At 45.1% G+C, this 13,194-nt stretch carries 8 protein-coding genes; all 8 read left to right on the top strand.

The window, feature by feature from the left end; translation table 11 throughout:
- Positions 1 to 72: 72 nt before the first annotated feature.
- Positions 73 to 1,098 (top strand): 16S rRNA (guanine(1207)-N(2))-methyltransferase RsmC, encoded by a 1,026-nt coding sequence (gene rsmC, locus R7044_RS13565; protein ID WP_158159762.1) that lies wholly within the window; start codon positions 73 to 75, stop codon positions 1,096 to 1,098.
- A gap of 225 nt (positions 1,099 to 1,323) precedes the next feature.
- On the top strand, positions 1,324 to 4,710 hold the full coding sequence (locus R7044_RS13560; protein WP_170893987.1) for a response regulator: 3,387 nt from the start codon (positions 1,324 to 1,326) through the stop codon (positions 4,708 to 4,710).
- A 782-nt stretch (positions 4,711 to 5,492) separates the two neighbouring features.
- On the top strand, positions 5,493 to 7,175 hold the full coding sequence (locus R7044_RS13555; RefSeq protein WP_005380037.1) for an ABC transporter substrate-binding protein: 1,683 nt from the start codon (positions 5,493 to 5,495) through the stop codon (positions 7,173 to 7,175).
- A 170-nt stretch (positions 7,176 to 7,345) separates the two neighbouring features.
- Positions 7,346 to 8,332: an ABC transporter permease gene (locus R7044_RS13550; RefSeq protein WP_005380038.1), complete on the top strand. Its 987-nt coding sequence runs from the start codon at positions 7,346 to 7,348 to the stop codon at positions 8,330 to 8,332.
- Between the two features lie 2 nt (positions 8,333 to 8,334).
- Positions 8,335 to 9,360: an ABC transporter permease gene (locus R7044_RS13545; protein ID WP_047102642.1), complete on the top strand. Its 1,026-nt coding sequence runs from the start codon at positions 8,335 to 8,337 to the stop codon at positions 9,358 to 9,360.
- Between the two features lie 2 nt (positions 9,361 to 9,362).
- Complete coding sequence (locus tag R7044_RS13540; RefSeq protein WP_005380040.1) at positions 9,363 to 10,346, top strand: ABC transporter ATP-binding protein; 984 nt, start codon at positions 9,363 to 9,365, stop codon at positions 10,344 to 10,346.
- 47 nt (positions 10,347 to 10,393) lie between these two features.
- Complete coding sequence (locus R7044_RS13535) at positions 10,394 to 11,389, top strand: ABC transporter ATP-binding protein (RefSeq protein WP_005380041.1); 996 nt, start codon at positions 10,394 to 10,396, stop codon at positions 11,387 to 11,389.
- Positions 11,390 to 11,452: 63 nt separating this feature from the next.
- Positions 11,453 to 13,192 (top strand): glycoside hydrolase family 9 protein, encoded by a 1,740-nt coding sequence (locus R7044_RS13530; protein WP_017635902.1) that lies wholly within the window; start codon positions 11,453 to 11,455, stop codon positions 13,190 to 13,192.
- Positions 13,193 to 13,194: the final 2 nt, after the last annotated feature.

The raw sequence follows: 13,194 nt of genomic DNA, 5'->3' as shown, positions 1-13,194 counted from the left end.
CGCTTAATCACTTCAAGCTTGGGGCAGATTGTGCGAAAATCTGCCCCAAATTATTTCTGATGAACCAAATTTATGTCTGCTTATATCGCTCCTAGCCAAATAGCTCAGCGCCAACTTGAATACTTCAACGGAAAACACGTTTTAGTCGCTGGTGAAGTTGAAGACCTATTTCCTCTTGAGTTAGTAGCTCATTGTGAGTCTGTTGAAGTGTTTACTTCCAACTATAGCTACTACCGCCAAATTCAAACCTCTGACAAAGTGAAAAGTCATTTTGGCTCTGTGTTTGATGTTGAAACAAAAGCAGACATGGTCCTTTTATACTGGCCAAAAGCAAAAGCCGAAGCAGAATACTTGCTGGCGATGTTGATGGCGAAACTGGGCATTAACACCGAAATCGTCATCGTTGGTGAAAACCGCTCCGGCATCAAGAGCATCGAGAAGATGTTCCAAGAATACGGCCCTGTGAACAAGTACGACTCTGCTCGTCGCTGCTCATTTTACTGGGGTAATTGCCTCAATGAACCAAAACCTTTCAACCAAGCAGATTGGTTTAAGTCTTACACTGTTACACTCGGTGAGCAGTCGCTAGCGGTTAAGAGCCTACCTGGCGTATTCAGCCATGGCGAGTTCGACTTAGGTAGCCGATTGCTGCTTGAAACCTTACCTAAGCTGTCGGGCAAAGTGCTCGACTTTGGTTGTGGTGCAGGTGTGCTCGGTGCGTTTATGGCGAAAGCGAATCCAGAGATCGCGATTGAGATGTGTGACATTAATGCTTATGCGATCACTTCTAGCCAAGCCACATTAGAAGCGAATGGTTTATCCGGACGCGTATTTGCATCAGATATATACTCGGATACCGCAAAAGACTACCGCTTTATCGTCAGCAACCCGCCATTCCACAGTGGTTTAGACACAAATTACAACGCAGCGGAAACCTTGTTGGGCCAGGCACCACAATATCTAATCAAAGACGGTGAAATGGTGATTGTCGCGAATAGCTTCTTAAAATACCCACCAATTATCGAGCGGGCGTTTAATAATTGCGAGACGCTAAATAAGACCAATAAATTTTCTATCTACTACGCGAAAAAATCATAACTTCCCCCGCGCAGGCACAAACCTGCGCGATTTTTTCTCATAAATTCAACACTCATAAGAAAAACTGCGTCACCCTGCACGCTTTACAACTAACTTTCTTGTCAAAGAAAAAAAACTCGTTAATTTTGTTAATTCTATCTAGTTGAACATCTTATCCGTTTTTAACGAGAACCTCGGCAGCGAAGTATGTTTTAGAACTGCCCATTATGAGTTGTAATCTTATCCATGTTTAAATTCTACAAAAAACAGAAATTTAAGCGCCTTCAGAGTACACTGATGACCGCATTTCTGGTGCTCAGTATCACACCTCTTACCATTACTGCGATCTTTTTCTTGCAGTCCCACAGTAAAGATCTGCAAGAACAAAGCACCTCGCACTTACTGTCTGTTCGAGATACAAAACAGCAGCAAATCATCGACTACTTTGAGGCACGAGAAACCGAAGTCATGGGCTTTGTGCGCTCAGAGTTGGCTTACGCCAGTGGTGGCCGATTCTACGGTCTCGTCAATGCTTTTAGTCGTTTAGGCAATGATATTGAAGAGTCTCGTAAAAACGCCCAACAGCGCTACATCGAGGGCAGCGGAGACCAAATCAAAACCTCAACGTTACCCGAGTCATCCAACTATGTAGGAAGTGAACGTTACCGGCTTTTGCATAAACGCTATCATTGGGCCTACTTGGAGCTCCTCAAGCGCTCTGATTTTAATGACATTTTGCTGGTCGACATCAATGGTAACGTCACCTACTCGATCAACAAAGACGATAACTACGGAACGAACTTGTTATCAGGCCCCTACAAAGACTCGGCACTTGGCAAAACTTTCAAGCGTCTCGCCGATGATGTGACTGAACGTCGAAAAGTAAACGAAGACTACACTCCTGTGATTGTGTCTGACTTCGAGCTGGAAGGGGGTAAATCAGTCGCTTGGCTAGGTGCACCAATTGTTCAGCAAGGTTATCTACACAGCTATGCCATGTTCCGCTTGCCAAATAATGGCATCACTAAGTTAGCCGCAGACGCTAATCGAGAGTCATCCATTAACACCCTGCTGGTTGGAAATGATCACCAACCTCGCACAATTAACACGAAACAAGACGACATTAAGAACAGTTTAGAAGTGATCGATAAAGCACTCTCTGGTGCGTTTGGTGTCGGCACTTACACGAACGGCTTAGGTGAAGAAATCATCGCGGCTTATGCACCGATTGAAACTCGTGGTGTGATTTGGGCGCTCGTCGTACAGTTACCAGAAAACGAAGCTTTCGCTCGTATCCATCAACTCGAAAAACTATTCGTTATCGCTATGTTGATCGCCATTATCCTTGTGGTGATAGCTTCTCACTATTTATCAAACTTTATCACTTCTCCGTTGCTGAAATTGACTTGGGTTGCCGAAAAGGTCTCTGCAGGGGATCTTGATGACACGTCTTTTAATACGGTTCGTAAAGATGAAATTGGTCGGCTTGCGTTAAGCTTTGAACGAATGCAACGCTCTATTCGAGAGAAGATTCAAACCATTAAGAAGCAAAATGAAGAACTAGAAAGCAGCATACAGATCATTCAAAAACAGAATGAAGAACTGCAATTGGCCGATAAATTAAAAGATGAATTCTTAGCCACGACTTCTCATGAACTTCGTACACCGTTACACGGCATGGTCGGGATTGCTGAAACCTTAGCGTCCGGCGCCAATGGTGCGATCCCCGCTAGCCAGAAATATCAGCTTGATATCATCATTAAAAGTGGTCAGCGTCTCGCTAATCTAGTCGATGACTTGTTGGATTATCATAAAATGCGTTATGGAAGCATGGATATCCAGAAATCAGCAGTGAGTTTGGGCAGTGCAACACGATTGGTTTTAGAGCTTTCTAGCCATTTACTCGGAAGTAAAACCATCCGCATCATCAACCAAGTCCCAGCGGATTTAAAAGCAGTGTCAGCTGACCCGCAACGCCTTGAACAAGTGCTATATAACCTGATTGGCAATGCGATTAAATACACCTCAGAAGGTAAAATTGTTATCTCCGCTAATGTGGTAGATGATCATGTACGCGTACAAGTCGTGGATACTGGACAAGGAATTCCCGCAGAACAACTTGAACATATTTTTGAACCACTTATCCAAGCAGGGCAAGACGCGAGCCGTTATCGTCAAGGTGCAGGGCTTGGGCTCTCCATTAGCCGTCAATTGATCGAATTAATGGGAGGCTCGTTATACGTCAGTAGCCAACCAATGGTCGGAACTACCTTCAGTTTCACTTTACCGCTCGCCAGTGAAGAAGAAATCCAAGCAACCCAGACTCTAGCTGCGCACGGACACTTCCAAATCCCTGAAGTTAATGTAGAGAACCGCGAAGACTTATCACTTCCAGAGAACCCAGACGGCCCGTTACTGTATGTTGCTGACGATGAACCAGTAAACTTACGCGTGCTTGAAAGCTTTTTACGTTTAGAGGGCTATCGTGTGCGTACCGTCTCCGATGGGCCAGAAACGTTAGCGCTCGTCGAGCAAGAGAAGCCGGAACTTCTGTTATTGGATATCATGATGCCAGGCATGAGCGGCTACCAAGTTTGTAGTGAACTACGTGAAACCTATGATCATGCCGAGTTGCCAATCATTATGCTCACCGCACTCAGTCAAACAGAAGATCGTGTAAGAGGTTTTGAAGCAGGAGCCAACGACTATTTATCGAAACCATTTAATAAACAAGAGTTGGCGGCACGTATCCAAGCGCATTTAACGGCAAGTAAAGCAGAAATGCGCCATATGGAAAACAAAGTGCTAGAGTCTGAACTTAGACAGCGAGCAGTCGTTGAAGCAAGCTTACTTGAGACTCAAGGTCGTTTGTTGGAACAGCTAGAATCGGCTCCTGAAGCTATCATCTGTCTACGTGAAGACAAGCGTATTCGCTTTGCTAACGAAGCTGCTTGTAAGCTATTCAAGCGCAGCTTAGAACAGCTAAAGCGCTCATCTGCTGATGAGCTGATTGCCCCTAAATATCTAACCGTCAAACAACCTCATTACTGTGGCAAGATTGATATCTATATTGAAGATATTCGTCAGAACATCGAAGCAGACATTCTTAAGCTCCCTGAAGGTTCAGGGTTAGATATCATGTACATCTTTAATGTCGGCGGTGGAGCCAGTGCCGCTCGCATACATAATCTAGAAACCGCCGTAGAAGTGCTTTCAAGTTATGCATTTGATGGTGACAAAGACCAATTGCAAAAGCTAAAAGAGCTTGGCGGAGAATTTACGCGCCTTGCAGACAAAGCACTCGGTAATAAAAAGGACAAGCAAGAACTTATGCGGGAAGTTCTAGTCGACGCAATGACACATGCTTTAGAGTATTGGGAATCTGTAACGGGTGAAAGTAAATTCGCATTTGCAGAGCAAAGTGGCTTGTGGCGCGTTTATCTAGACCGAAGTACTTTACAAACACGCACCTTAGATAAATACATGCGTATAGAAACATTACCCAAAACACCACGTTGGAGAACGGTGCTAAGCTCGATAGAGTTCATTCTCGAACACTGCAAAGAACAGAGCCCCGAGAGAGCATACATAGAAGCACAACGAGATAAACTACAGCGACTATTGACCAGCTAATATTTATCAAAAAAACTAGCCCAGCGTGCATGCTGGGCTTTTTTGTTATTCGAGTATTCCCTTCCTAGAGATAAAAGAGACCGCCTCTTCCTACCCCATTACCATATTTCCAATAACGAACATTCGGTTAGACAACGCTATCTATTGTTGGTCTTCAAAACGTACGACCTTATCCATTTAACTTGTCTTAACTAGGTAAGTTCGAGCAACCGAAAAAACTTCATTCATATAATAAAAAAAGGACAACAAACGGAAGAAAACTGTCGATAAAAAAGGCCATTTTTCAGATAACAAGCGGATTTTGACGAACTATTGATAGAGATTGCGAACTTAATCACAACAGAACGGCAGATTAATTTTTAGCTGATTAATTAACACCATTTCTGCATGTGAGCGAGATCTCCGAACCTAGAAAACAAGCAGGAAACGTATATTTAAAAAGGACCAGCAGGTTAGTAATCACCAACACTTATTATTAACAAGGATATAAACTGCGACGCATATCAACGTTTATTTTTTGGCCCAATGCTGGTTAAAATTAGCCAAAATAACGTTTATAACGGAGAGCTCAGAGATTTTAACGTTTTTAACGGGAATCAAGTTTGATTATTTTATGGATAAGGTGTTTTCTTACTCCTACCTAAGGCCTACAGGCCACTCTTGGCGAAACTCAATGTTGTAATGAGTAAGGCATGTACAAGAGGTAGGTCTTAGAGAGTGTTTATCAATTGATGACATTCAATTCCATTTAGTGAAATGAAAGCAAATAGTAAGGAACAGCTATGCTTGCCAATATTAAAAAAACAGCACTAGCAACAGCAATTATTGCAACGGCTACTACAGGTTTTGCATCGGTAGCTACTGCGGCTGAACGCAGTGAACTGACTATCCACCCTAAAGAGTTTACAACTTTCGTTCGTAACTTTAACCCTTTCTTGGGTGCAACTAACCTGCACACAACAACCGACTTTATTTACGAGCCGCTCGTTGTTTTTAACGAAATGCACGGTAACACGCCTGTATTTCGTCTAGCAGAAAACTTTACCATGGCTGATGACCTGATGAGCGTAACCTTCGATATCCGTAAGGGCGTAAAATGGTCTGATGGCAAAGCGTTTACCGCTGATGATGTTGTTTATTCTTTCAACCTAGTTAAAGAGAAGCCAGAGCTAGACCAATCTGGTATCAACTCTTGGGTGACTGGCGTAGAAAAAGTTAACGACTACCAAGTTAAATTCCGTCTAAGCGAAGCAAACTCAAACGTTCCTTACGAAATTGCGAAAGTACCAGTCGTACCTAAGCACGTATGGAGCAAAGTAAAAGATCCAGCAACATTCACAAACGAAAATCCAGTAGGCAGTGGTCCATTTACTGAAATCGACACTTTCACACCGCAGCTATATATCCAGTGTGAGAACCCGAATTATTGGGATGCTGACAACCTAGATGTAGATTGTCTGCGTGTGCCACAAATCGCGAACAACGACCAATTCTTGGGCAAAATCGTTAACGGCGAAATGGACTGGACGTCTTCATTCGTACCAGACATCGACCGTACGTACGCTGCAGCAAGTCCGAATCACCACTACTGGTACCCACCAGCGGGTACTCAAGCATTTGTAGTGAACTTCAAAAACCCAGACGCTGCGAAAAACGAAGCACTAACTAACGTTGACTTCCGTCGTGCGTTCTCTATGGCGCTAGACCGTCAAACTATCATTGATATCGCTTTCTACGGCGGCGGTACAGTGAACGACTTCGCATCTGGCCTTGGCTACGCATTCGAAGCTTGGTCTGATGAAGAGACGCACAACAAGTACAAAGGCTACAACACATACAACGCGGAAGGTGCGAAAAAGCTTCTAGCTAAAGCTGGCTTCAAAGATGTAAACAAAGATGGCTTTGTGGATACACCATCTGGCAAGTCTTTCGAGCTTCTAATTCAATCACCAAACGGTTGGACTGACTTCAACAACACGGTACAACTAGCCGTTGAGCAACTAGCAGAAGTGGGCATTAAAGCTCGTGCTCGTACACCGGACTTCTCGGTATACAACCAAGCTATGCTAGAAGGTACTTACGACGTTGCTTACACCAACTACTTCCACGGTGCAGATCCACACTTGTACTGGGATAGTGGCTACAACTCGAAGCTACAAGCTGGTGACGGCATGCCTCGCTTTGCAATGCACTTCTACAAGAACGATAAGCTAGACGGTCTTCTTAACAGCTTCTACAAGACAGCAGATAAACAAGAACAACTAGAGATCGCTCATGGCATTCAGAAGATCATTGCTCAGGACCAAGTAACTATTCCTGTGCTATCTGGCGCGTACATGTACCAATACAACACAACTCGCTTCACTGGTTGGTGGAACGAAGAAAACCCTAAGGGCCGTCCAAACATTTGGGCAGGTATCCCAGAGCGTCTACTTCACGTACTGGACCTAAAACCAGTTAAATAAGTAGAAGTTCATTTCAAGCGGCATACATCCCGTGTGCCGCCTATAAAAATCCCTTGTTAACGAAACCAATATGTGGCGCTCGTCGTCAGGGGATTTTTCGCTCTAAATTTCGCTAGGAGCGACCTGAAACCAGAAACAGGGAAAAAATCTGGGTGAGTAAGGTGTGAGTTATGGGTTATTTTTTAAGACGTTTGTCGTTCTATCTTGTCGCGCTCTTAGTTGCAGCGACGTTAAACTTTATTATTCCGCGAGCAATGCCTGGTGACCCAGTTACCATGATGTTTGCTAATGCTTCAGTACAGGTGACTCCAGAACGAATCGCAGCAATGAAAGAACTGCTCGGTTTCGTTGATGGGCCAATTTACATTCAGTACTTCTCGTACATTAAAAACATTCTAAGTTGGGAATTGGGCACCTCAATCCAGTTCTACCCACTTTCAGTTAATTCTTTACTAGGTAGTGCATTTGGCTGGTCACTATTTCTAGCTGGTACTGCGGTTGTACTTTCTTTCTCCATCGCTTCTGTCCTTGGTATTTTTGCCGCCTGGAAGCGCGGTAGTAAGTACGATGCATTCGTAACGCCTGGCACATTGATCATTCAAGCTATTCCACAAATGGTTATCGCAATGTTAGCGCTGTTTACCTTTGCGATTGGCCTGAAATGGTTCCCATCTGGCTATGCTTACACGCCAGGTACTATTCCTGATTGGACAAGCTGGGAGTTCATCAAGAACGTGGGTTACCACGCTGTACTACCTCTATTCTGTGCAACCATCGTTCAAATTGGTGGCTTCTTAGTTAACATGCGTAACAACATGATCAACCTTCTCGCCGAAGACTATATCACGATGGCTAAAGGTAAAGGGCTGAGTGAAAACCGCGTCGTCTTTAATTACGCCGCACGTAACGCACTACTTCCAAGTGTTACCGCACTGTCTATGTCTTTAGGTATGGCCATTGGAGGTCAATTAATCATCGAGATGATTTTCAACTACCCAGGCCTAGGTACTGTTCTATTGAACGCAATTCACGCTCGTGACTACCAAGTACTTCAAGGTCAGTTAATTATCATGACGATGTTCATGCTGTGCTTCAACTTAATGGCTGACATGCTGTACATGATTCTAGACCCTCGCCTACGTACGGGAGGCAAATAATCATGAAAGAACTATTCAAACTTATTTTAGGTAACGCATTTGCTCGCATTGGTCTTGGCATTGTTACGCTGTTCGTGTTCGTTGCGATTGCCGCTCCTTTACTTACAAAGCATGCGCCAGACAAGCGAACCGGTAACCCACACGAATACCCAAGCTTTGTTGTAAAACAGGCACAAAACAACCCTGATGGTTGGGTCGCTAAAAACCTAGCAGACGATCGTCGTACACTGCTTATGTCTAAAAAGGCCGACCACGTATTAGGTACTAGCCGAATGGGTCGCGATATCTGGTCGCAGGTGGCTTACGGTGCACGAGTATCACTGGGTGTAGGCTTTGGTGCTGGCATCATCGTGTGTTTCTTAGCAACAGTCATTGGTATATCGGCAGGTTACTTCGGCGGTAAAGTGGATGACGTATTGAGTGCCGCGATGAACATCATGTTAGTAATCCCGCAGTATCCATTGCTATTCGTGTTGGCGGCCTTTATCGGTGAAGCAGGCCCACTCACCATTGCCTTGATTATCGCTGGTACTTCTTGGGCATGGGGTGCACGTGTTGTCCGCTCTCAAACTATGGCACTACGCGAGAAAGAGTTCGTTAAAGCTGCCGAAGTATTGGGAGAGTCTTCATTCCGCATCATCTTCGTTGAGATTTTACCAAACCTTATCCCAATTGTCGGTGCGAGCTTCATTGGCTCAGTAATGTTGGCGATCAACACTGAAGCGGTCATTTCGTTCCTAGGTTTGGGTGATGCCAACACGATCAGTTGGGGCATCATGCTTTACAACGTGCAAACCTCATCAGCCATGCTGATTGGCGCATGGTGGGAAGTACTAGCACCTTGTATTGCCCTAACACTACTGGTTACTGGTCTTGCTCTGTTGAACTTTGCCGTTGACGAAATTGCGAACCCTCAACTTCGTTCTCACAAAGGCATGAAACGCTGGAAAAAACTAGCAGCAAAAGACAAGAAAGAGCGTGAGCCTGAACTGGCACCACAAAATGCACTATGGAGCGGAGATAAATAATCATGACTGCACCACTAATTTCCATCCGTAACCTATGCGTAGACTACATCACAGACGCGGGCGATGTCCGCGCCTGTAACAACGTGAGCTTCGACATTGCACCAGGTGAAGTATTCGGTCTGGCTGGTGAATCTGGCTGTGGCAAATCCACTGTTGCCTTCTCACTAATGCGCCTTCATAAGCCACCAGCGTTTATCACAGGTGGTGAGGTTATCTTCAACGGTGAAGATATCCTTCAGTACAGCGATGATCGCATGCAAGCGTTCCGCTGGAGTGAAATGTCGATGGTATTCCAGAGTGCGATGAACGCTTTGAACCCTGTTCTAACCATGGAAGAGCAGTTCTGTGACGTCATCATGCGTCATACCAATATGACTCGCGCTCAAGCAAAAACACGCGCTGAAGGTCTGCTGGAAATCGTTGATATCCACCCTAGCCGATTGAGTGATTACCCGCACCAGTTCTCTGGTGGTATGCGTCAACGTCTAGTAATCGCAATCGCTTTGGCTCTGAACCCAAAAATGATCATCATGGACGAACCGACTACCGCATTGGATGTAGTGGTTCAACGTGAAATTCTACAAAAAATTTACGCGCTTAAAGAAGAGTTTGGTTTCTCAATTCTGTTCATCACACATGACTTGTCATTGATGGTCGAGTTCTCGGATCGTATCGGCATCATGTACTCAGGTGAGTTGATTGAAGTCGCGCCTTCTAAGCAAATTCTGGAAAGTCCTTACCACCCTTACACCAAAGGTTTGGGTAGCTCTTTCCCTCCACTAACTGGACCAAAGACCAAATTGACTGGTATTCCAGGTAACCCGTTGAACTTGCTAGAAGTACCACGGGGCTGCCGCTTCCAAGCTCGTTGCGATCGCGTACATGAAGCATGTACACGTGTACCAACCCAATTACGTCAAATTGAACCAGGTCGCCTCTCAAATTGCCATTTGTACGGCGACACCATTGCTCAAGCTAAGGTTTAACAACAAAAAAACGCTAGCTAAGAACAAAAATTACACTGGAGAGAATTATGAGCAAACAATTCGGCGAACTGCTGATTGAGGGTAAAAATGTCGTTAAGGACTTCCCTTTAAACAGTAACTCAATCAAACAATCTAAGATGCGCGCAATCAACGACGTCTCTTTCAAAATGTACAAGAGCCGCGGCTTGTCAGTGGTAGGTGAATCTGGTTCAGGTAAGTCTACTACTGCAAAAATGATTGCAAAAATGTACGCACCAACCGATGGCATCATTGAATACAAAGGTCGTGATATCCAAGACATCACCTCTCGTCACGATTTAATGACCTACCGTGAAGGTGTACAAATGGTGTGGCAAGACCCGTTTGGCTCGCTAAACCCAACGCACAATATCTTCCACCATATTGCGCGCCCGCTGCTGATTCATAAGAAAGTAGCACCGGGCAACAAGAAAGAACTGGAAGAGCGTGTGTACGACCTACTTGAACAAGTTGGTCTTATTCCACCAAAAGAAACGGCGCAAAAGTTCCCGCACCAGCTATCTGGCGGTCAGCGTCAACGTGTAAACCTAGCTCGTAACATCGCAGTTGGTGCTGAAGTGGTATTGGCGGATGAGCCAACATCGATGCTCGATGTATCAATCCGTGCCGGTGTTCTGAACTTGATGGAAGAGATGAAGTTCGAGAAACAAATGTCTCTGCTTTACATCACTCACGACATCGCAACAGCGCGTTACATTGCTGAAGATCTCGCGGTCATGTACGTAGGTCACATGGTTGAATGGGGCGATACTGAAGAAATCATTCACGATCCTCAACACCCATATACGCAACTGTTGGTATCTGCGGTTCCAGATCCATCGAAGTCTATTCACGAGAAACTGAAAGGCAACAAAGGGGAAATCCCACTTTGGACACCAGAATCTGTCGGCTGTCCATTTGCTGGACGTTGTGTACACGCTACCGACAAATGTCGCGAACGACTACCGGGCGTCACTCAACTGTCCGACAACCACTTTGTCCGCTGTTACTTATTTGAAGATTAATCATAACGAGGGTCAGGTTCAGCCTGACCCATTCCTGTTTTTATCGTTTCCCGGAGACATTGAATGCTGCTACTGACTAACCACATTGGTTATGAACGTCTGGGCCCAAAGAAAGCCATTATCCAGACCGAACAACCACACTTGTCTTCTTACACTGCTCAATTGATTTGTGCCACTAGCGAGCAAACCGTGGCAACTTTTGCGGTTGAAGAACAAGGTAAAGTGGCGAACTGGCATCAGGGCTATTTCTACCTCATCGACTTTTCCTCTTTCACAACGTCAGGTGACTATTTCTTGCAAGTAGAAGATACGCGCTCTTCCTCTTTCATCGTTGGCGAACACATTCTGTTGGATCAAACTTTGTCAGATGTGATCCACTACTTCAAATCGCAACGTTGCGGCGGGATCTTCGATAAACAAGATCGACAACTTCCAGTACTAAACTCCAATAAAAAGGTTGATGTACACGGCGGCTGGTACGACGCATCAGGAGACGTTAGCAAGTATTTAAGTCACCTTTCATACGCGAATTATTTGAATCCTCAACAAACCCCAATGGTGGTTTGGAACATCCTAAAAGGGGTTTCATTGCTTGAAGGAAGCGAAGACATTGCAGCTTTCACACGTACACGTCTGATTGAAGAAGCCCTGTTCGGTGCAGACTTTCTTGTGCGTATGCAAAACGAAAAAGGCTTTTTCTACATGACGGTCTTTGACAAGTGGAGCAAAGATACTGCGCAACGCGAGATTTGCGCGTACGAAACTCAACTTGGTCACAAATTTGACGACTATCAAGCAGGCTTTCGACAAGGTGGCGGTGTCGCCATTGCAGCGCTAGCGGCAGCGTCGCGTTTAAGTGTTCACGGTGAATACGATCAACAAAAATACCGCAACGCTGCCGAAAATGGTTACTGGCACTTAAAAGAGCACAATACGCAGTACCTCAATGATGGGGAAGAAAACATTATCGACGAATACTGTGCGCTACTGGCTTGTGTAGAACTGTTTAAAGCAACCAAAGAAACTCGCTACTTGGAAGAGAGCCGTTTGTGGGCGCAACGTTTAGTTGCACGCCAAATGAGCGACGAGCAGATTCAACACTTTTGGTCAGCAAACCAAGACGGCAGCCGTCCATATTTTCACGCAGCCGAAGCTGGTCTACCAGTTATTGCCCTATGCGAATATCTATCAATTGAAGACGACTCAGCACGAGCGGAATCGGTAAAACGTATCGTCAACCTAGCGTGTGAGTTTGAGATCACAATATCGAATAAAGTGATCAACCCATTCGGTTACCCTCGCCAATATGTTAAAGGCGTAAATGAGTCAAAACGCGAGGCATTTTTTGTCGCACACAACAATGAATCCGGCTATTGGTGGCAAGGCGAGAATGCTCGACTGGGCTCACTCGCGACCATGGCGTACCTTGCTCAACCGCATATAGCGTCGCAAGAAGTACAGCAACAACTTTCTGTGTTTGCTCAAGATGCATTGAACTGGGTTGTAGGCTTAAACCCATACGACATGTGCATGCTAGATGGCCATGGTCGTAACAACCCTGATTACCTCCCTCAATATGGTTTCTTCAACGCAAAAGGTGGCGTGTGTAACGGAATCACTGGCGGCTTTGAAGACGAGGAAGACATTGCATTTAACCCACCAGCACAAAAAGAAGACGTGTTACAAAACTGGCGCTGGGGCGAACAGTGGATCCCGCATGGCGCTTGGTACTTACTCGCGATAATGAGTCAAGCTCAGCATGTTTCTCAGTTGGCGACCTCTAAAAATATGAAGGAAGAATAATC

The organism is Vibrio sp. 1402, from assembly GCF_033340275.1.
The sequence above is the reverse complement of the archived record's forward strand: the minus strand, read 5'-3'. Positions and strand labels throughout refer to the sequence as shown.

What these genes read in the sequence shown, in the direction of transcription:
- rsmC (WP_158159762.1), top strand. Translation starts at nt 73, where the DNA reads ATGTCTGCTTATATCGCTCCTAGCCAAATAGCTCAGCGCCAACTTGAA.
- R7044_RS13560 (WP_170893987.1), top strand. Translation starts at nt 1,324, where the DNA reads ATGTTTAAATTCTACAAAAAACAGAAATTTAAGCGCCTTCAGAGTACA.
- R7044_RS13555 (WP_005380037.1), top strand. Translation starts at nt 5,493, where the DNA reads ATGCTTGCCAATATTAAAAAAACAGCACTAGCAACAGCAATTATTGCA.
- R7044_RS13550 (WP_005380038.1), top strand. Translation starts at nt 7,346, where the DNA reads ATGGGTTATTTTTTAAGACGTTTGTCGTTCTATCTTGTCGCGCTCTTA.
- R7044_RS13545 (WP_047102642.1), top strand. Translation starts at nt 8,335, where the DNA reads ATGAAAGAACTATTCAAACTTATTTTAGGTAACGCATTTGCTCGCATT.
- R7044_RS13540 (WP_005380040.1), top strand. Translation starts at nt 9,363, where the DNA reads ATGACTGCACCACTAATTTCCATCCGTAACCTATGCGTAGACTACATC.
- R7044_RS13535 (WP_005380041.1), top strand. Translation starts at nt 10,394, where the DNA reads ATGAGCAAACAATTCGGCGAACTGCTGATTGAGGGTAAAAATGTCGTT.
- R7044_RS13530 (WP_017635902.1), top strand. Translation starts at nt 11,453, where the DNA reads ATGCTGCTACTGACTAACCACATTGGTTATGAACGTCTGGGCCCAAAG.